General features: G+C 60.3%; 22 protein-coding genes. 14 read left to right on the plus strand and 8 right to left on the minus strand.

Features of this window, described 5'->3' with window-relative positions; genetic code table 11:
* Positions 1-41 precede the first annotated feature (41 nt).
* The 12 genes from GRPL_RS10505 (at position 42) to ccmI (ending at position 10,561) form a co-directional block, all read left to right on the plus strand.
* Positions 42-788: a gluconate 2-dehydrogenase subunit 3 family protein gene (locus GRPL_RS10505; RefSeq protein WP_032687216.1), complete on the plus strand. Its 747-nt coding sequence runs from the start codon at positions 42-44 to the stop codon at positions 786-788.
* Positions 789-790: 2 nt separating this feature from the next.
* Positions 791-2,575, plus strand: a complete 1,785-nt coding sequence (locus GRPL_RS10500) for a GMC family oxidoreductase (protein WP_032697326.1) — start codon at positions 791-793, stop codon at positions 2,573-2,575.
* 10 nt (positions 2,576-2,585) lie between these two features.
* A complete protein-coding gene (locus GRPL_RS10495) occupies positions 2,586-3,929 on the plus strand; it encodes a cytochrome c (RefSeq protein WP_162180089.1) in 1,344 nt (447 codons plus the stop codon).
* An 83-nt stretch (positions 3,930-4,012) separates the two neighbouring features.
* On the plus strand, positions 4,013-4,636 hold the full coding sequence (ccmA, locus tag GRPL_RS10490; protein WP_032699594.1) for a cytochrome c biogenesis heme-transporting ATPase CcmA: 624 nt from the start codon (positions 4,013-4,015) through the stop codon (positions 4,634-4,636).
* Positions 4,633-5,292, plus strand: coding sequence for a heme exporter protein CcmB (gene ccmB, locus GRPL_RS10485; RefSeq protein WP_032699596.1), 660 nt, complete (start codon positions 4,633-4,635; stop codon positions 5,290-5,292). Before ccmA ends, ccmB begins: the two co-directional genes overlap by 4 nt.
* A 53-nt stretch (positions 5,293-5,345) precedes the next feature.
* Positions 5,346-6,089, plus strand: a complete 744-nt coding sequence (locus GRPL_RS10480) for a heme ABC transporter permease (RefSeq protein ID WP_032687219.1) — start codon at positions 5,346-5,348, stop codon at positions 6,087-6,089.
* Complete coding sequence (ccmD, locus tag GRPL_RS10475; protein WP_032687221.1) at positions 6,086-6,319, plus strand: heme exporter protein CcmD; 234 nt, start codon at positions 6,086-6,088, stop codon at positions 6,317-6,319. Before GRPL_RS10480 ends, ccmD begins: the two co-directional genes overlap by 4 nt.
* On the plus strand, positions 6,303-6,761 hold the full coding sequence (gene ccmE, locus GRPL_RS10470) for a cytochrome c maturation protein CcmE (protein ID WP_032697323.1): 459 nt from the start codon (positions 6,303-6,305) through the stop codon (positions 6,759-6,761). The genes ccmD and ccmE overlap by 17 nt, the downstream gene beginning before the upstream one ends.
* Complete coding sequence (locus GRPL_RS10465; protein ID WP_032699598.1) at positions 6,758-8,710, plus strand: heme lyase CcmF/NrfE family subunit; 1,953 nt, start codon at positions 6,758-6,760, stop codon at positions 8,708-8,710. The genes ccmE and GRPL_RS10465 overlap by 4 nt, the downstream gene beginning before the upstream one ends.
* Entirely contained in the window at positions 8,707-9,264 is a 558-nt protein-coding gene (locus tag GRPL_RS10460) for a DsbE family thiol:disulfide interchange protein (protein WP_032699599.1), read from the plus strand. Before GRPL_RS10465 ends, GRPL_RS10460 begins: the two co-directional genes overlap by 4 nt.
* Before the next feature lie 8 nt (positions 9,265-9,272).
* Entirely contained in the window at positions 9,273-9,716 is a 444-nt protein-coding gene (locus GRPL_RS10455; RefSeq protein WP_162180091.1) for a cytochrome c-type biogenesis protein, read from the plus strand.
* On the plus strand, positions 9,716-10,561 hold the full coding sequence (gene ccmI / locus GRPL_RS10450; RefSeq protein ID WP_032699600.1) for a c-type cytochrome biogenesis protein CcmI: 846 nt from the start codon (positions 9,716-9,718) through the stop codon (positions 10,559-10,561). The genes GRPL_RS10455 and ccmI overlap by 1 nt, the downstream gene beginning before the upstream one ends.
* A gap of 126 nt (positions 10,562-10,687) precedes the next feature.
* Here the strand turns inward: ccmI and GRPL_RS10445 are convergent, their stop codons facing one another.
* From GRPL_RS10445 to budA, 3 genes are read right to left on the minus strand one after another with little or no spacing between them, the layout of a single operon-like run.
* Positions 10,688-11,458 carry a (S)-acetoin forming diacetyl reductase gene (locus tag GRPL_RS10445; RefSeq protein WP_032687228.1) on the minus strand — a complete coding sequence of 257 codons (771 nt, stop codon included), beginning with the start codon at positions 11,456-11,458 and terminating at the stop codon, positions 10,688-10,690.
* 23 nt (positions 11,459-11,481) lie between these two features.
* Positions 11,482-13,161, minus strand: a complete 1,680-nt coding sequence (gene alsS / locus GRPL_RS10440; RefSeq protein WP_032687229.1) for an acetolactate synthase AlsS — start codon at positions 13,159-13,161, stop codon at positions 11,482-11,484.
* A gap of 10 nt (positions 13,162-13,171) precedes the next feature.
* The gene (gene budA / locus GRPL_RS10435) at positions 13,172-13,951 is read right to left on the minus strand and encodes an acetolactate decarboxylase (protein WP_032697317.1); all 780 of its coding nucleotides are present in this window, start codon (positions 13,949-13,951) and stop codon (positions 13,172-13,174) included.
* Between the two features lie 106 nt (positions 13,952-14,057).
* Here budA and GRPL_RS10430 point away from each other — a divergent pair, with 106 nt between their 5' ends.
* A complete protein-coding gene (locus GRPL_RS10430; RefSeq protein ID WP_032687232.1) occupies positions 14,058-14,930 on the plus strand; it encodes a LysR family transcriptional regulator in 873 nt (290 codons plus the stop codon).
* A 46-nt stretch (positions 14,931-14,976) separates the two neighbouring features.
* Here GRPL_RS10430 and cspF read toward each other — a convergent pair whose 3' ends face one another.
* Complete coding sequence (gene cspF / locus GRPL_RS10425) at positions 14,977-15,189, minus strand: cold shock-like protein CspF (RefSeq protein WP_032687233.1); 213 nt, start codon at positions 15,187-15,189, stop codon at positions 14,977-14,979.
* 299 nt (positions 15,190-15,488) lie between these two features.
* Here cspF and cspE point away from each other — a divergent pair, with 299 nt between their 5' ends.
* Positions 15,489-15,704: a transcription antiterminator/RNA stability regulator CspE gene (cspE, locus tag GRPL_RS10420; protein ID WP_004862963.1), complete on the plus strand. Its 216-nt coding sequence runs from the start codon at positions 15,489-15,491 to the stop codon at positions 15,702-15,704.
* A gap of 222 nt (positions 15,705-15,926) precedes the next feature.
* Here the strand turns inward: cspE and GRPL_RS28250 are convergent, their stop codons facing one another.
* The 4 genes from GRPL_RS28250 to GRPL_RS10405 all read right to left on the minus strand — a co-directional run bounded on the left by GRPL_RS28250 (position 15,927) and on the right by GRPL_RS10405 (position 19,433).
* Positions 15,927-16,097 carry a YnfU family zinc-binding protein gene (locus tag GRPL_RS28250; RefSeq protein WP_213084092.1) on the minus strand — a complete coding sequence of 57 codons (171 nt, stop codon included), beginning with the start codon at positions 16,095-16,097 and terminating at the stop codon, positions 15,927-15,929.
* A 165-nt stretch (positions 16,098-16,262) separates the two neighbouring features.
* Positions 16,263-17,033: a 3-hydroxybutyrate dehydrogenase gene (locus tag GRPL_RS10415; RefSeq protein WP_032697316.1), complete on the minus strand. Its 771-nt coding sequence runs from the start codon at positions 17,031-17,033 to the stop codon at positions 16,263-16,265.
* Positions 17,034-17,071: 38 nt separating this feature from the next.
* Positions 17,072-18,466, minus strand: a complete 1,395-nt coding sequence (locus tag GRPL_RS10410; protein WP_196770340.1) for a GntP family permease — start codon at positions 18,464-18,466, stop codon at positions 17,072-17,074.
* A gap of 43 nt (positions 18,467-18,509) precedes the next feature.
* On the minus strand, positions 18,510-19,433 hold the full coding sequence (locus GRPL_RS10405; protein ID WP_032687237.1) for a 3-hydroxyacyl-CoA dehydrogenase family protein: 924 nt from the start codon (positions 19,431-19,433) through the stop codon (positions 18,510-18,512).
* Positions 19,434-19,444: the final 11 nt, after the last annotated feature.

The following is a 19,444-nucleotide window of genomic DNA, read 5'->3' on the forward strand; positions in this document are numbered from 1 at the left end:
GTAATAACAAAATCAGTAACTTAATTGACAGGAATGTGAAAATGTCGAGCGAAAAAACCAATAATTCGAGGCGTGATTTTTTAGTAAAATCAATGGCTTTGATACCAACGGTCGTGATCGGTAGCGGCAGCGTCGGCGCGGTTGCCGCCGCCGCTACCGCGCAGGCGGCGGAGAGTGCCCCTGCCGCCGGATCCGCTTCCGCGACCACCGGCGAGTGGAAACCGCAGTTTTTTAACGAGCGCGAGTGGGCATTTATCAACGCCGCGGTAGCGCGCCTCATTCCGGCCGATGAGCTGGGGCCGGGCGCACGTGAAGCCGGCGTACCGGAGTTTATCGACCGTCAGATGAATACTCCGTATGCCACCGGTTCCATCTGGTATATGCAGGGGCCGTTTAACCCCGATGTGCCAAAAGAGATGGGTTATCAGCTGCCGCTGGTCCCCAAACAGATTTACAACCTCGGAATTGCCGACGCCGATGAATGGTGCCAGGGCCAGTATCACCAGCCGTTCGCCGGGTTGACCCCGGAACAACAGGATGCCGCCTTAAGCCAGTTTGAAGCCGGTAGCGCCGCCTTTAAACAGCTGCCGTCTTCGCTGTTCTTCTCGTATCTGCTGCAAAACACCCGCGAAGGTTTCTTCAGCGATCCGATTCATGGCGGTAACAAAGGCATGGTTGGCTGGACGCTGATTAATTTTCCCGGCGCACGCGCCGACTTTATGGACTGGGTTGAACGGGGTGAACGCTATCCCCTCCCGCCGGTATCAATTAATGGGGAGAGGGCATAACGATGGCCACCGTACTGAAAAAAACCGACGTCGCGATTGTGGGCTTTGGCTGGGTTGGCGCCATTATGGCCAAAGAGCTGACCGAAGCCGGATTAAATGTTGTCGCGCTGGAGCGCGGCCCGATGCGCGATACCTGGCCTGACGGTGCTTATCCGCAGGTGGTTGACGAGCTGACTTACAATATTCGCCGTAAGTTGTTCCAGGATCTGTCGAAAAGCACCGTCACTATTCGTCACAACACCAGCCAGCAGGCGGTACCGTATCGTCAGCTGGCGGCCTTTTTGCCGGGGACCGGCGTCGGTGGCGCCGGTCTGCACTGGTCCGGGGTCCATTTCCGCGTGGATCCGATAGAACTGCGCATGCGCAGCCACTATGAAGAGCGCTACGGCAAAGGTTTTATCCCGCAGGATATGATTATTCAGGATTTCGGCGTCACCTACGACGAGCTGGAGCCCTTCTTCGATAAGGCCGAAAAGGTCTTTGGCACCTCCGGTACCGCCTGGTCGGTGAAGGGGCAGGTCGTCGGCAAAGGGCGCGGCGGCAACGCCTTTGCGCCGGATCGTTCGGACGACTTCCCGCTGCCGGCACAGAAAAACACCTGGTCGGCGCAATTGTTTGAGAAAGCGGCGCGGGAAGTGGGTTACCACCCCTACAATCTGCCGTCGGCGAATACCTCGGACTCCTACACCAACCCTTACGGCGCGCAGATGGGGCCGTGCAACTTCTGCGGCTACTGCAGCGGCTACGCCTGCTACATGTATTCCAAAGCCTCGCCGAACGTCAACATCCTGCCCGCGCTGCGCCAGGAAAAGCGCTTTGAGCTGCGCACCAACGCTAATGTTCTGAAGGTCAATCTGACCGCCGATAAGCAGCGCGCCACCGGCGTGACCTACGTCGACGGCCAGGGGCGCGAAATGGAGCAGCCGGCAGATTTGGTGATTGTCGGCGCCTTCCAGTTCCACAATGTTCACCTGATGCTGCTCTCCGGCATCGGTAAACCCTACGATCCGCAAACCGGTGAAGGGGTGGTGGGCCGCAACTTCGCCTACCAGAATATGACCACCATCAAGGCTATTTTTGATAAGGATACCTTTACCAACCCGTTTATCGGCGCCGGTGGTAACGGTGTCGGGGTGGATGACTTTAACGCCGATAACTTCGACCATGCCGAGGCCGGCTTTGTCGGCGGCTCGCCGTTCTGGGTCAACCAGGCCGGGACCAAGCCTGTCTCCGGACTACCGGTTCCTCCGGGGACGCCGGCATGGGGCAGCAAGTGGAAATCGGCGGTTGCCGATACCTACACCCATCATCTGTCGATGGACGCCCACGGCGCGCACCAGTCCTATCGCCAGAACTATCTCGATCTCGACCCGAACTACAAAAACGTCTTCGGCCAGCCGCTGCTGCGCATGACCTTTGACTGGCAGGAAAACGACATCAAGATGGCGCAGTTCATGTTCGATAAGATGGCGCCGATCGCCAAAGCGATGAAGCCGAAATATCTGCTCGGCAGCCCGAAAAATGCCAACAGCCACTTTGACACCACCAGCTACCAGACCACCCATATGAACGGCGGCGCGGTGATGGGCGAAGACCCGAAAACCAGCGCGGTGAACCGCTATCTGCAAAGCTGGGACGTGCACAACGTCTTTGTTATCGGCGCCTCTGCCTTCCCGCAGGGCCTGGGCTATAACCCGACCGGGACGGTGGCCGCGCTGGCCTACTGGTCAGCAAAAGCGATCCGTGAACGGTACCTGAAAAACCCGGGTCCACTGGTGCAGGCATAAAGGAAGGCAAATGATGAAAATGCAATGGTTATCGGCACTGGTGCTCGGTGCGTTAAGCTGTGCGGCGTTTGCCGAAGAGGCTCCCGCGGACAGCAATTTGATTCAGCAGGGCGAGTATCTGGCGCGGGCCGGGGACTGCGTGGCCTGTCACACCAACGGTAAAGAGGGGAAACCTTTTGCCGGCGGCCTGGCGATGGAGACGCCAATTGGCACGATTTACTCCACTAACATTACCCCGGACAGCGTCCACGGCATCGGCGGCTACACCTTCGAGGAGTTCGACGATGCGGTACGTAAAGGGGTTCGCAAGGATGGCTCAACCCTCTATCCGGCGATGCCGTACCCGTCATTCGCTCGGGTGAGCGAAGCGGATATGCGCGCGATGTACGCCTACTTTATGCATGGGGTGGCGCCGGTGGCCGAGGCGAATCGCGATAGCGATATTCCGTGGCCGCTGTCAATGCGCTGGCCGCTGGCGTTCTGGCGCGGGATCTTCGCTCCGACGCCGGCTGATTTTGTCGCGAATCCGCAGGTCGACCCGGTGCTGGAACGCGGGCGCTATCTGGTCGAGGGGCTCGGTCACTGTGGGGCCTGCCACACGCCGCGCAGCCTGACGATGCAGGAAAAAGCGCTTAGCGAAAGCGAGGGTGACGACTATCTGGCGGGCAGCAATGCGCCGATTGACGGCTGGGTCGCTTCCAGCCTGCGCGGCGAAAATCGCGACGGCCTGGGCACATGGAGCGAAGCCGAACTGGCGGAGTTCCTGAAAACCGGGCGTAACGATAAGTCCGTGGTCTTCGGGGGAATGAGCGATGTTGTGGAACACAGCCTGCAGTATCTCTCTGATGACGATATCACCGCCATTGCCCGCTATCTGAAGTCGCTGCCGCCGCGTGGCGGAAAACAGACCCCCGCGCCGGTAGAAGACAGCGTGGCGAAGGATCTGTGGAAGGGCGATGACAGTAAGCCCGGCGCGGCGCTGTACGTCGATAACTGCGCGGCCTGCCACCGTACCGATGGCGTGGGTTACCAGCGCGCCTTCCCGTCGCTGAAGGGCAACCCGGTTGTGCAGACCGAAGATGCGACGTCGCTCATCCACATTATCCTCACCGGCAGCACCACGCCGGCGGTGAAAAATGCGGTCTCTAATCTGACCATGCCCTCGTTCGGCTGGCGTCTCGATGACCAGCAGGTGGCGGATGTGGTCAACTTTATCCGCACCAGCTGGGGGAACAACGCGCCGCCGGTAAGCGCCAGCGATGTGGCGAAAGTGCGGAAGGACAAGTCGATCGTGCGCGATGAGAAGGCGACAGGTAACGTCGACATCTCGAAACTGCCGGTTTCCGGCCAGTAACCGTCGTGGATGCGCCGCCCGGGTGGCGCATCCCGAACGGATTGTCGACGCTAACGGCGGTCTGAACCAAGGAGAGTACATTCATGCTGCATGCACAAGGACTGAGCGGCATCTTCGATGACCGGGTGCTGTTCCAGGCGCTGACCTTGACGGTCGGGCCAGGTGAACTCCTGCAGGTGGCCGGCGATAACGGCGCCGGGAAAACCTCACTGCTGCGGATGCTGTGCGGCCTGGCGCGTCCGGAAAGCGGTACGGTGAGCTGGCAGGGCGAACCGCTGGCGAGCGTGCGCGAAGCGTTTCATCGCCAGCTGCTGTGGCTCGGGCATAAGCCCGGCGTCAAAACGGCGCTGACCGCGGACGAAAATTTGCACTTCTTCTTCCCGCACTCCCGGCAGCAGACGCGAGAAGCGGCGCTGGCCGAAATGGGGCTGGCGGGTTATGAAGATGTCCCGCTGAGCCAGCTGTCGGCCGGACAGCAGCGGCGGGTGGCGTTGACCCGCCTGTGGTTGACGTCGGCGACGCTGTGGATCCTCGACGAGCCGTTTACCGCGCTCGACGCGTCGGCGATTGAGACCTTAAGTCGTCGACTGGAGCAGCATGTGTTGACGGGCGGCAGCGCGATTCTCACCACCCATCAGCCCCTGCGTCCGCTGGCCTGCGCGCTGCGTACGTTAAGGCTCGGCGTCGGGGGGGAGGGAAACGCATGACAGGGACGCTGTTTGCCCGCGAAATGCGCCTGGCATGGCGCAACGGGGCAGAGATTCTCAATCCGCTGTGGTTTTTCCTGGTGGTGATCACCCTGTTTCCGTTTGGCGTTGGCGCCGACCCGCAGCTGCTGACGCAAATCGCGCCCGGCATCATCTGGGTAGCCGCGCTGCTGGCGGCGCTGCTGGTGATGGACCGCCTGTTTCGCGACGACTGGCAGGACGGTTCGCTTGAGCAACTGCTGCTGCTGCCGACACCGCTGGTGGTGGTGGTACTGGTCAAGGTGCTCGCCCATTGGGTCATGACCGGCCTGCCGCTGCTGGTGGTATCCCCGCTGGCGGCGCTGCTGCTGGGGATGGCACCCCACGATGCCGGCATACTGGCGTTGACCCTGCTGCTGGGGACGCCGACGCTGAGTTTTTTCGGTGCGGTGGGGGTTGGCCTGACGGTCGGGCTGCGGCGCGGCGGAGTTCTGCTGAGTTTGCTGGTGCTGCCGCTGTCGGTTCCGCTGCTTATTTTTGCCACCGGCGCCATTCAGGCTGGCGCCGCCGGGCTGCCGGTGGATGGTTATCTGGCGATTCTGGCGGCGTTTTTAGCCGCCAGCGCCACGTTGTGTCCGTTCGCCACCGCCGCCGCATTACGGCTGACGGTGCAATAATTCGCTGCGGCGAGGCTGCCGCAGCCATAAAAACAGTAGTGTGAGCAAACGTTATGTGGAAAACATTACATCAACTGGCGATACCCGAACGGCTGTACGGCCTGTGCGGCCGCTGTATTCCCTGGCTAACGGCCTTGAGCGCGCTGCTGCTGGCGGTGGGGCTGGTGTGGGGATTTGTCTACGCGCCGGCGGATTATCAGCAGGGGCAAAGCTACCGGATTATGTATCTGCATGTCCCGGCGGCCATGTGGTCGATGGGCGTCTATCTGGCAATGGCCGTCGCCGCCTTTGTGGGGCTGGTCTGGCAGATGAAAATGGCCGATCTGACGGTGGCGGCGCTGGCGCCGGTGGGCGCCGCCTGCACGGCCATCGCCCTGGTCAGCGGGGCGGCATGGGGGAAACCGATGTGGGGAACGTGGTGGATCTGGGATGCGCGCCTGACCTCGGAGCTGGTTTTGCTGTTTCTCTATGCCGGGATTATCGCTCTCTGGCACGCTTTCGACGATCGCCGTCTGGCGGGCAGGGCGGTCGGTATTCTGGTGCTGGTGGGGGTGGTCAATCTGCCTGTCATTCACTATTCGGTCATCTGGTGGAACACGCTGCATCAAGGGTCGACCAACATGCAACAGTCGATTGACCCCAGTATGCGTCTGCCATTGCGAATCTGCATTCTGGCCTTCCTTAGCCTGGTGGCCACCCTGACGCTGATGCGCCTGCGCAATTTGATTCTGTTACAGGAGCGGCGTCGACCCTGGGTCCAGGCGCTGGTTACTGCCCCAAAAGGAGCGGAGAAATGACCCCCGCCTTTTCATCTGCCGCCGCCTTTCTGGCTATGGGCGGCTACGCATTGTATGTCTGGCTGGCGGTGGCGGCGACGCTGCTGATCTTCGGTTTTCTGACGCTACATACCTGCTGGCAGCGACGGGCGCTGTTCCGTGAGCTGAGCCGTCAGCAGGCCCGGGAGCGGCGTATCGTCGCCGCTCGCCGCCGTGCAGAAGCGGAGGGCAGCGATGCAAACGCGTCGTAAAACCCGGCTTGGGATCGCGCTGGCGGTGCTGGTCGGCCTCGGGCTGACCATTGGCCTGACGCTGTATGCCCTCAGCGCCAATATCGATCTTTTCTACACCCCGGGGGAGATCCTGTATGGCAAAACGGAAACCCATCAGCGGCCACATCACGGCCAGCGCCTGCGGATTGGCGGCTACGTTCAGCCCGGCAGCGTCAAGCGTGACCCGCAGAGCCTGGACGTCAGTTTCCGCCTGTACGACGCCCGCGGGGTTGTGGAAGTTAGCTATCGGGGCATTCTGCCGGATCTGTTCCGCGAGGGGCAGGGAGTGGTAGCCCAGGGGGTGCTCGATGGCGATCGGCACATTACCGCCCGCCAGGTGCTGGCGAAGCACGATGAGAACTATACGCCGCCGGAAGTGAAAGAGGCGCTGCAGCCGGAGAAGAAGGGAGAACAACCATGATGCCGGAACTGGGGCACTATCTATTGTGCCTGGCGACAGGCCTCGCGCTACTGCTGGGCATTTATCCGCAATGGGGCGCTGCGCGGCAGGACCCGCGGCTAATGGCGCTGGCGCGGCCCCTGGCCTGCGCGCTGTTTTTCTGCGTCGCGGGCGCCTTTCTCGTGCTGGTCCATGCCTTCGTGGTCAATGATTTCACCGTGCGCTATGTCGCGGATAACTCGAACAGCGCGCTGCCGGTGTGGTACCGGGTCGCGGCGACCTGGGGCGCCCATGAAGGCTCACTGCTGCTGTGGGTGCTGCTGCTGAGCGTCTGGACTTTCGCGGTGGCGCTGTTCAGTCGGCGGATGCCGCAGGACGCCGTAGCGCGGGTGCTGGCGGTGATGGGGACCATCGCCTTCGGCTTTCTGCTGTTTATTCTGTTCACCTCGAATCCTTTTGCCCGCACGCTGCCGCTCTATCCGGTTGATGGTCGCGACCTCAATCCGCTTCTGCAGGATATCGGCATGATTTTCCATCCGCCGATCCTTTATATGGGCTATGTGGGCTTCTCGGTGGCGTTCGCCTTTGCGATTGCCTCGCTGCTCGCCGGACGGCTGGATACCGCCTGGGCGCGCTGGTCGCGCCCGTGGACCCAGGCAGCATGGGTGTTTCTGACTCTGGGTATCGTGCTGGGCTCTGCCTGGGCCTACTACGAGCTGGGCTGGGGCGGCTGGTGGTTCTGGGATCCGGTGGAGAACGCCTCGTTTATGCCATGGCTGGTGGGGACGGCGCTGCTGCACTCCCTGGCGGTCACCGAGAAACGCGGGAGCTTCCGGGCCTGGACCGTGCTGCTGGCGATTGCCGCCTTTTCACTGTGCCTGCTGGGAACCTTCCTGGTGCGCTCCGGGGTGCTGGTGTCGGTCCATTCGTTCGCCTCGGATCCGACGCGCGGGCTGTTTATTCTGGCGTTGCTGGTGGTGGCTATCGGCGGATCGCTGCTGCTGTATGCCCTGAAGGGGGGACAGGTGCGGGCGCGGGTCGAACATACGCTGTGGTCGCGAGAGTCGTTTCTGCTGGGGAACAATATTTTGCTGATCGCCGCCATGCTGGTGGTGCTGCTCGGCACGTTGCTGCCGCTGGTGCACAAAGAGCTGGGGCTTGGCAGTATCTCGATCGGCGAACCCTTCTTTAACCTGCTGTTCACCGCGCTGATGGCGCCGTTTGCACTGCTGCTGGGAGTGGGACCGTTGATCCGCTGGCGGCGTGACCAGCCGGGCAAGCAGCTTAAGCGGCTGGCGATGGCACTATTGGTGACATTGTCACTTTCTCTGCTGCTGCCGTGGCTGCTGCAGGACCGGATTGTCGCCATGGCGGTTCTCGGTCTGATGATGGCGATTTGGGTACTGCTCTGTGCCCTGATTGAAATCCATGAGCGGGCGACCCACCGGCACGGTTTCTGGCGCGGCCTGCGGGTGATTTCGCGCAGCCAGTGGGGAATGGTGCTGGGCCACGTTGGCGTGGCGGTCACCGTCATCGGGATTACCTTCAGCCAGAACTACAGTATTGAGCGCGACGTGCGGATGAAAACCGGCGATAGCATCGATATTCATCGCTACCACTTTGTGTTCGACGGGGTGCGCAACATCGTCGGCCCGAACTGGACCGGCGGCGAAGGGGTGATTACGGTGACGCGCAACGGTCGCCCGGAAGCCACGCTGTACGCGGAAAAACGGTACTACAGCGCCAGCCGCATGATGATGACCGAAGCGGCGATCGGCGGCGGTTTGACGCGCGATCTGTATGCCGCGCTGGGGGAAGAGCTGGAGGATGGCAGCTGGGCGGTGCGTCTGTACTACAAACCGTTCGTGCGCTGGATTTGGTTCGGCGGCGGCCTGATGGCGCTTGGCGGCCTGTGCTGCATGCTCGACCCGCGCTACCGGATGCGTAAACAACGGCAGGAGGCGCCATGAACCGCAGGCTGCTTTTTATTCCGCTGGCGCTGTTTCTGCTGCTGGCGATGGCGCTGTTCTGGCAACTGTTGCGTAACGCCGACGGCGACGATCCGACGATGCTCGAATCCGCGCTGATCGGCAAACCGCTGCCTGAGTTTCGTCTTGAGGCGTTGACGACGGCGGGAAAAACTTACAGCCGCGCGGCGCTGATCGACGGGAAACCGCTGCTGCTGAACGTCTGGGCCACCTGGTGCCCGACCTGTCGCGCCGAGCATCAGTTCCTTAATGAGCTGGCCAGGCAGGGGGTCCGCGTCGTCGGGCTGAACTACAAAGATGACCGGCAGAAGGCGGTGACCTGGCTCGACAGTCTGGGCAACCCCTATGCGCTGAGTCTGTTCGACGGCAGCGGTATGCTGGGCCTTGATCTGGGCGTATATGGCGCGCCGGAAACCTTTCTGATTGATGGCCAGGGCATTATTCGCTGGCGTCACGCCGGGGATCTGAACGCCAGGGTGTGGCGCGAACAGCTCCAGCCGCTGTGGCTGAAATATACGCAGGAGCCGGCAACATGAGGCGCTGGATACTGGCGCTGATGGCGCTGCTGCTCGCAGGCCAGGCGCTGGCCGCCATCGACACCTGGCAGTTCAAAAACGAAGCGCAGGAGCAGGCGTTTCGCGAGATCACCTCCCAGCTGCGCTGTCCGAAGTGCCAGAACAACAGCATCGCGGACTCGAATGCGATGATTGCCGCCGATATGCGGCTGAAGGTTTATGAGCTGATGCAGCAGGGGCAAAGCAAAGATCAAATCATCGCCTATATGGTGGCGCGCTACGGCCATTTCGTCAGCTATGAACCGCCGTTGACCGCCGGGACCTTACTGTTGTGGCTGGTTCCGGGGCTGTTTGTTATCGCCGGTGTCGCGCTGCTGGTGGCGCGAACCCGACGTCGCGGCGGAGCAAGCGCTGCACTGAGTGCACAAGAGCGTCAGCGGCTGGCGGCGTTACTGAACAAAGGAGAGGATTGATGACCCTGTTTTTACTGCCGGCGCTACTGATGTTGGCCGGGGCGCTGGCGCTGCTGTATTTTCCGTGGCAGGGGGAGACGGCGGCGGATCGCGATAGCCTGAACCGGACGCTGTACCAGACGCGGCTCGACGAGCTGGCGCAGGAGGACAACGTTGTCGACCGGGAAGCGATGGTGGTTGAACTGCAGCGTACGCTGCTGGCCGATATTCCCGACGCCTCGCCGGCTAAAGTTCGCCCGCTCGGCCGTTGGGTGCTGCTGCCCGGCGCCGTGGCGCTGGTACTGTTGAGCTGCGGGATCTTCCTGAAAACCAGCGATATTGGTCAGGTGTTGCTCTGGCAACAGGCGGAACGTCAAACTCCCGCGCTGCTCCGCCAGCTGCAAGACCCAACGGCGGCGCCGCTGCGGATGGATCAACTGGCTCAGCTCAGGCTCGGGCTGCGCAGCCAGTTACAGGATCAACCTGACTATCTTGCCGGCTGGCAGCTGCTGGGGCGCATTGCCCTGCTGCTCAACGACGGCGAGACGGCGATCGGCGCCTTTGCCCGCGCCCATCAGCTGGCGGCGCACGATCCGGTGGCCACATTCGATTACGCCAGCGTGCTGGTGCGGGCCGGCGATAGCGGCCAGCTGCGGATGGCAGAACTTCTGCTGCGCGAACTGCATCAGCGGCAGCCGCAGAATCTGCCGGTGCTGGAACTGCTGGCGCTGAGCGCGCTGCGCAGCGAAAATTACCCGCAGGCGGTCGCGGCATTGCAACAGCTGCTGGAAATATTGCCGGCGAACGATGCGCGACGTCAGGCTATTGAACGCCAGCTGGCGCAGGCGCAGGCGAGCGCGCGCTAATCGGCCGGGATAACCCTTACCCGCCGGGCTGCGGGGCGCGCGTTTAGCGCCCGAGTGAGCGTGACCGGCAGATAAAAAAAGCCCCGGCCTCGCGGCAGGGGCAAACCATGTCAGAGCATCATGGAATTAGTTAAAAACCATCCCGCCATCGATCAGTAGCGACTGACCGGTCATATAGTCAGAGTCCGGGCTCGCCAGATACGACACGCAGGCCGCGACGTCTTCAGGTTCGGACAAACGTCCGAGGGTGATGCGTTTCGCGAACTCGGCGGTACCGTAGCCCAGCGGTTTGCCCGCGGCTTCCGAGACCTGACGATCGATCTCCGCCCACATCGGCGTTTTGACGATCCCCGGACAGTAGCCGTTAACGGTGATCCCCAGCGGCGCCAGGTCGCGGGCAGCGGTCTGGGTCAGGCCGCGTACGGCGAATTTACTCGAGCTGTAGACCGCCAGTTCCGGATTGCCGACGTGCCCGGCCTGGGAACAGGCGTTGATAATTTTCCCGCCGTGGCCCTCTTTTTTAAAGGCGTCGACCGCCGCCTGAATGCCCCAGATGACGCCTTTGACGTTGATGTTATAGACCTTATCGACGGTCTCCTCGACGATCGCTTCGATCGGCGTCGAAGGGGCGATGCCGGCATTGTTGACGATAACGTGGAAACCGCCCAACGTTTTACGCGCCTGTTCGACGGCGGCGAAAACCTGTTCACGGCGCGAGACGTCAACCTTAACCGCCAGCGCCCGGCCGCCGTGCTGGTTGATTTCGGCGGCCACGGCTTTCGCTGCGGTATCGTTGTAATCGGCAATGGCCACGGCAAATCCGTCTTTAACCAGGCGCAGCGCGATAGCTTTACCGATGCCCTGAGCGGCGCCGGTGACAAGTGCGACTTTTTGCATATTCCTTTCCTTTTTGTAGTGACTCAAAGTATTTGGCTGAGATGGAGTTGCCCCATCAGCAGAGGGTTATCGCGGTAGTCGACCGGAATGGCGACCACCGCCGGGCCATCGACGTCCATGGCGGCACGCAGCGTCGGCTCCAGCGCGTCGGCGCTCGCCACCGCAAAGCCTTTAGCCCCGAACGATTCGGCGTAGGCTTTGAAATCAACCGGGCCGAACTCCACGCCGGAGAGGCGCTGGTATTTTTTCTGTTCCTGAATCGCCACCATGTTGTAACCGTTGTCGACCCAGATGATATGCAGGATATTGGCCTGCAGTCGGACGGCGGTCTCCAGCTCCATGCTGGATTGCAGGAACCCGCCGTCGCCGGAGACCGAGACCACTTTGCGCTGCGGATTGACCAGCCACGCGCCGATTGCCCACGGCAGCGCGACGCCCATCGTCTGCTGACCATTGGAAATCATCACCTGGCGGGCGCGGAAGCTGTACAGATAGCGGGCGATCCAGATATGGAAGCTGCCCATGTCGACGGTGAGGGTGACATCGCTGTTGACGATATCCTGCATTGCCCGCACGATGCGCAGCGGATGAAGGGCAAATTGATTCAGCTGCGCGCCGCGGCGGTCGAGCAGCTCGCGCTGATGCTGGCGATCGGTGAGGATCTCCGCCGCCTGCGGAGTTAACACCAGCTTATGGCTGATGCGCCGGGTCAGTTTGTTCAGCGTCGCGGCGATATCACCCACCAGCTCGATATCGGGGGTGTAGTTACGCTCTTCATAAGCGGGCAGCACGTCGATATGGACCAGCGTCGCGTCGCCGCGATTCCACATCGCCGGTTCATACTCGACCGGGCTGTAGCCGATGCAGATGATCAGGTCGGCGAGGTGGAGCAGGCGGTCGCCGGCCTGGTTGTTAAACAGTCCGACCCGGCCAGCGAAGCGCGCAAAGTGCTGCTGATTGACCGCCCCGGCGGCCTGGTAGGTACTGGTGACCGGAATATGACTCTGCTCGAGCAGCTGGTGCAGGGCATGGCTGTTTTCCGGCTGGCTGGCCATCAGCCCGAGCAGGAAAATCGGGTTTTTGGCGGCGGCGATCATCTGCGCGACCTTCTCGATAGCCTCGTCAGGTGCCGCGCCCATTTGCGGGGCGTTGCCGACCGGGAGAATCGCGCCGCGGGTAGGTTGATCGACAACATCCTGCGGCAGGCTGATAAAGGCGCTGCCCGGGCGCCCCTGCTCGGCGGCGCGGAAAGCGTTGGAGACAACTTCCGCCAGCGCGTCGGAGGCGGTCACTTCCACGGCATATTTGGTCACCGGGCTGAACATCGCCACGGTATCCATGCTTTGATGGACCAGTTTTGCCTTATCCGCCCGCTTAACCGCGCCACCCAGCGCGACCACCGGATCGCCCTCGCTGTTAGCGGTGGCCATGCCGGTAATCAGATTCGAACAGCCAGGGCCGGAGGTGACCAGCGCGACGCCCGCTTTACCGGTCAGGCGGCCGACTGCCGCGGCCATAAACGCGGCGTTAGCTTCGTGGCGCACGGGAATAATCCGGATGGTGGAGTCCAGTAGCGAATCGAAGACTTTATCTATTTTCGCGCCGGGGATGCCGAAGACCTGGCGTACCCCCTGGGCCTCAAGCTGGCTGACTATCATATCCGCGCCGTGCGCCCACTGGCGTTCGTGACGTTGATTGTCCATATGAAGCTCCTTAATTTTCTACCGCGCGAATGGCGGCGTCGAGATTGTCAGGATGCAAATCGGCCTGCAGGAAAGCGCTGTCGGCCGGGAGGTCAATCAGCAGCTTGTGGATTTCGCCGAAAGTCAGCACGCCGCTATCGAGCTGGTAATCCAGCAGATGGCCGCCGCCCTGACGATCGTCGGTGATGAAATGTTCGTGATACCCGGCAACGTTAATTCCCTGCATATGCTGCGGGGTGCGAAAACCGACCAGTATCCCTTTACGCTGGTTGAAGCGGAACACCGGCTGGTCGTCCAGAACATCGGTCATCGCCCGGTAGGGGGGAGTCTGCCGGGGGACGGTCCGGGTATGGGCGTGACGAAAGTGGCCGTCGATATGCAGGGCGCAGAACAGATTGTCGGAGGGGATCTGCCGGTCGATGATCTCATGCAACTGCTGGCGGTTTACCGGATGGTCGAAGCTGACGCGGTGCTGCGGCCGAAACCAGGTCATCACCGCGAACGGCGTCTTTTGTTCCCCGCGGGCTTTGCGTGCGCTGCCGTCGGCGCGCAGCTGGTAGACCTCGCTGCTGAAGGCGATCAGCTCGCCGTCGAGTTCGTTAAAGGTTCCGAGACCGAAGTCGCCGTGGGTAAGCAGATCGGCGATGGTGGTATTGCCCTCATAGACGCCGCTCAGGAGCGCGCTCATCAAAGAGGTCTGATAGAGCACGTTATCAGGCTGCTGGGCGGAAAACCCGCGTACGGTTTCACACAGGCTTTGCTGGCAGGTACATGCAGAAGAATGGGTCATCAGAGACGTCCTCGCTCAACAAATATAAGAAAGATTAAATAATTGTTGACCCGATTCAGCTCTCAGTTCCAATATAGAAAGCATGCTGGTTTGAGACGTTTTTGATATGGAACTTCGTTATCTACGCTATTTTGTCGCCGTGGCTGAGGCGCGAAATTTCACCCGCGCCGCCAGGGATCTTGGTATTTCTCAGCCGCCATTAAGTCAGCAAATTCAGCGGCTTGAGAGAGAAATTGGCACGCCGCTGCTGCGCCGTCTGACGCGGGGAATTGAGCTGACGGAAGCGGGAGAATCGTTTTATGAAGATGCCTGCCAGATCCTCGCTCTTAGCGACGCGGCGCTGGAAAAGACCAAAGGTATCGCCCGCGGGATGAACGGTAGGCTGGCGTTAGGCATCACCAGTTCTAATGCTTTTCATCCGCAGATTTTCGCGCTGCTGCGCCAGTTTCAGCTCCGCTATCCGGCGGTCACCCTGCGTCAGGTCGAGGGCAACATGGCGGCGCTGATGAGCGCGCTGGGGGAAGGGGAGCTGGATATCGCCTTTGTGCGCCTGCCGTGCGAAAGCAGCAAAGCGTTTAACCTGCGCATTATCGATGTGGAGCCGATGGTTATCGCCCTGCACCGTGACCACCCGCTTGCCGGTGAGGCCATGCTGCCGCTGGTGCAACTGCAGGAGACTGCGCCGATTCTGTTTCCGCGCGAGGTGGCCCCGGGGCTGTATGAGCAGGTCTTTAATAGCTGTTTGCGCGCGGGCATCGATATGCGTCAGGCGAGACAATCTTCGCAACTCTCCTCCTCCTTAAGCATGGTGGCTGCCGGATTCGGTTTTGCGCTGGTGCCGCAGTCGATGACCTGTATCCACCATCCCGAGGTAATCTATCGCCCGCTGTCGGGGACGCCGGTGACGACCGATATTGCGATTGCGTGGCGGCGATTCGAACGATCGCGAACGGTAAAACGTTTTCTGGAGATGTTTTAGCCGCCCCGGTCTGCTATCGGGGCCGTCATCAGTGGTCGGGCTGTGACTATGAAAGGTAGACGTTTGCCGCCGTCGGACCGCGCAGGCCGTTGACCCGGCGAAATTCAACGCGAATACCCGGGATTATGGTTGCTGATTCACCAGGGGATAATGCAGAAATATGGACCTGAACGTCTTTACGACCATCGGAGGGAATTATAAGGCCTTTGCCGGTTTTATTATCAAACGCTTTGACAATGCCTGTCATTTTTTGGAACAAATAAAATCCTTGGGAAAATAAGTACCGGCGCACTATACCTTAATCGAACAATAAAGCTATTGATTTAATTTCTTACCGGAGCAGGCTTCCGGACGGCTAAAATAAACCTTGCTAATAAATATCCCCTGTGCCTTAATAGCCTGGTCGGTTTGTAAGACAGAAAGCAGTTCACTAAAGCAGTCCTCATTTCCAGGCGTTATCGCTGATACCTCCTTCCTTGAGTCCCTCCATTAAGTGTTAAGTTGATTCTGTAGCGCAAACCAGTTTGCCGATTAAGGGCTCATAAAAAGGAATATCGAATGTCGAATAAAATGACTGGTTTAGTCAAATGGTTTAACGCAGATAAAGGCTTCGGCTTCATTACGCCGGCCGATGGCAGCAAGGACATCTTCGTCCACTTTTCTGCCATTCAAAGCGAAGACTTCCGCACCCTGTTTGAAGGGCAGAAGGTCGAGTTTGTGGTCGGCAGCGGCGCGAAAGGCCCGGCGGCGACAAACGTTTCGATCGTAGGATAAGTATGCTGAACGCTGGTGGGTCTGCGATAACGAAGACGGCGCAGCCTGAGTAGACAGATTTACCAGGGTAACAGACAGAATAGATTTATTTAAAACCCGCCATTGTGCGGGTTTTCTATTTGCCAAAAAAATAACAACCGATTGTGCCATTCATTCAAGATGATAAGAAAAATCTAATCAGTGTTGGATTTCGTGGAACAATCAGCGTCTGGCATCTAGAGATTAAGCAGCATTTTTTGCTGTTGTCTGGAAGAGTTTGTGGCAGTAGGGGCAAATGAGCTGGGCGCCTTTTTGTACTCGGCTGAAGCTGTGTTCTGAATCCTGGGAGCAATTAGGGCAGGTGCATTTTACAAGATAATTACGGCGGCTTTTGGCATCTTTTCGATCTGACATATGATTTCCTTCCTGATTTAATGGCCTGAAACCATACATCATTATTAAATAAATAGCCCGAACTCATTGTCTTTTGCCGAAAATAAACCGACGGCAGGGAAATATTTCGCCGGAAAAAATGAGGGCTGCTCAGAAGGAACGGGGGCCTCCTGAGCAGGTTGTCGGTTATTGCGCGACCCAGCCGCCGTCCATGTTCCATGCCGCGCCGCGCACCTGGGCTGCACCTTCACTACAGAGAAACAGCGCCAGTTCACCCAGCTGTTCCGGGGTGACAAACTCGCCGGAGGGCTGCTTTTCCGCCAGCAGCTGTTCGCGGGCCTGGTGCGGATCGCAACCTTCAGCGATGCGTTTATCGATCTGCTGCTGTACCAGCGGGGTTAATACCCAGCCAGGGCAAATCGCATTGCAGGTCACGCCGGTTCTGGCGGTCTCCAGCGCCAGCGTTTTGCTCAGGCCGATCACGCCGTGTTTGGCTGCGACGTAGGCTGACTTATCCTTCGAGGCCACCAGACCGTGAACCGAGGCAATATTGATAATGCGCCCCCAGTTACGCGCCCGCATCCCGGGGAGCGCCAGACGACTGGTGTGAAAGACGCTGGAGAGATTGATGGCTATAATATCGTTCCACTTCTCTACGGCGAAATGCTCCACCGGGGCCACGTGCTGGATCCCGGCGTTATTAATCACAATATCTACGCCGCCAAATTCCGCTTCGGCGTAGGCCATCATCGCTTCAATCTGCTGCACATCGCGCAGGTCGGCATCGTGATAGCCCGGGGCTTTGCCGATCTGCGCCACTTCCGCGCGCGCCGATGCGCTGTCGCCAAAGCCGTTGAGGATCAGCTGCGCGCCGGATTTTGCCAGTACCTTCGCGATCCCTAAACCGATACCGCTTGTTGAGCCGGTGACCAGCGCCACCTTTCCGTTCAGATTCATGGTGTTTTCCTTCGTGATGCCGGTTATATATTGTCGCATCAGACAATGCCGGTTAAATAGAAGACGGCAATGACAAACAGAACCGCCAGACTTTTAATCAGGGTAATGGCAAAAATGCCGCCGTAGGCCTGACGATGGCTGAGGCCAGTGATCGCCAGCAGGGTAATGACCGCGCCATTATGCGGCAACGTATCCATGCCGCCGCTGGCCATCGAGGCTACGCGATGCAATACCTCCAGCGGAATATCGGCGGCGTGGGCGGCAGCGATAAAGGTCTCCGACATCGCCGCCAGGGCGATGCTCATCCCGCCCGATGCGGAGCCGGTAATGCCCGCCAGCACCGTCACGCTGATGGCTTCATTCAGCAGCGGGTTGGGAATGGCCGTCAGCGCCTTTGACAAAACCAGGAAACCGGGCAGCGCGGCAATGACGGCGCCAAAACCATATTCCGATGCCGTATTCATCGCCGCGAGAATGGCGCCGCTAACGGCGGTGCGACTGCCTTCCGCCAGACGCCCGCGGATATTGCGAAAGCCGAAGATCAGCACCACGACAATGCCAGCCAGCAGCGCTGCTTCAACGGCCCAGATCGCGGTGATTTTACCCACTTCGGTGACGATAGGCTTCGCCAGTCCCGGCAAAACCAGCTCGTGAGTGGTACCGTACCATCGCGGGATCCAGCGGGTAAACAGCAGGTTCAGGATCCCCACCAGCAGCAGCGGGGCAATGGCAATCAGCGGATGAGGAAGGTTGATGTTGTCCGGCGTGTCCGGTTCGTTTTGCAAATCCGTGCCGTAACCTTCTCCCGCGTGCTGGGCTTTACGGCGTTGACGTTCCAGCCATAGCAGACCAAAGGTGATGATAAACAGCGAACCGATCGTGCCAAGCCAGGGAGCCGCCCAGGCGTTGGTGCCAAAGAAACTGGTGGGAATAATGTTCTGGATCTGCGGCGTCCCGGGCAGGGCATCCATGGTGAATGAAAACGCGCCCAGCGCAACGGTGGCCGGAATCAGCCGTTTGGGGATAGCGCTCTGGCGGAACAGTTCGGCGGCAAAAGGGTAGACCGCAAAGGCCACCACAAACAGCGAGACGCCGCCATAGGTTAACAGGGCGCAAACCAGCACGATAACCGGGATGGCGTGACGTCGGCCGAGGATCTGAATGGCGGCGGCGACGATGGCGCGCGAGAAGCCCGCCAGCTCGATCAGCTTGCCGAACACCGCGCCCAGCAGAAACACCGGGAAGTAGAGCTTTACAAACCCGACCATTTTTTCCATAAACAGACCGGTAAAGGTCGGTCCTACTGCGCCGGGGTCGGTGAGCAGCACTGCGCCGAGGGCGGCGATAGGGGCAAAGAGGATAACGCTATATCCTCGATAGGCCGCCAGCATCAGTAATGCCAGCGCGGCCAGGGCAATCAAAACACTCATCACGACACCTCACGCTCATTGTTATTGTTGGCTACAGTTCGAGAAGCTACGGTTTCAGGGCATAGCGCAGGAGGTGCTGCCGACGCGACTGGATACGGGCCATCCGCGCAGTATCCCAGCGATAAAATCCTTGCCCGCTGCGCGCGCCGGTCTCGCCCCTGGCGACTTTTTCCGCGACCAGTTCCATCATTTGCGCGTCGCCGGCCAGCTCTGGCAGCAGGTGCTGACAAATATCCAGCACCGTCGCCAGCCCGGTCATATCGGCCGCTTCCAGAGGACCGACCATCGCGTAGCGGCGGCCGAGGGAAGCGCGCATCACCCGATCGACCACTTCCGGCGAGGCGATACCGCTGTGTACGATATGCAGCGCCTCGCGCAGCAGAGCGAACTGCAGGCGGTTGCCAACAAACCCCGGCGCCGCACGCTGAAGCACCACCGCTTCCAGCGCCGCGCGGGTGAAAAAGTCGCTCACCAGGGCGGGGAGCTCCGGGCGCGTGGCGCTGCCGGGCACCACCTCCACCAGCGGAATAAAGTGCGGCGGGTGCCAGAAGTGGGCGATTAGTAGTCGCTGCGGATGGCGCATGCCCGCCGCAAGGCTATCCGGCGGCAGGCCGCTGGTGTTGCTGGCAATGATCGCATCGTCGGCAATCAGCGTTTCCAGCTGCGCGTACAGCGCATGTTTGAGCGGCAGACGTTCAGGAATCGCCTCTATCAGCAGCGTAGATTCCGCCAGATCGCTGAGGCTGGTGGTCCCGGCTAAGCGCGCCAGAACCGCCTGCTGGTGGGCGGCATCAAATTGTCCGCTCTCCTGCAGTTCATGCAAAATAGCGGCGGCAACGGCAGGGACTTCTGCCAGACGCGACGGGTCGGTATCGTACAGCCGTACCCGGTGGCCGTGGCGAGCAAAGTGGCAGGCGATACCGATACCCATCAGTCCGGCGCCGAGCACCGCCAGCGTTGGTTTATACATAGTGACTCCTG

It is taken from the genome of Klebsiella planticola ATCC 33531, assembly GCF_000735435.1.
In the GTDB taxonomy this organism is placed as follows: Bacteria; Pseudomonadota; Gammaproteobacteria; order Enterobacterales; family Enterobacteriaceae; genus Klebsiella; species Klebsiella planticola.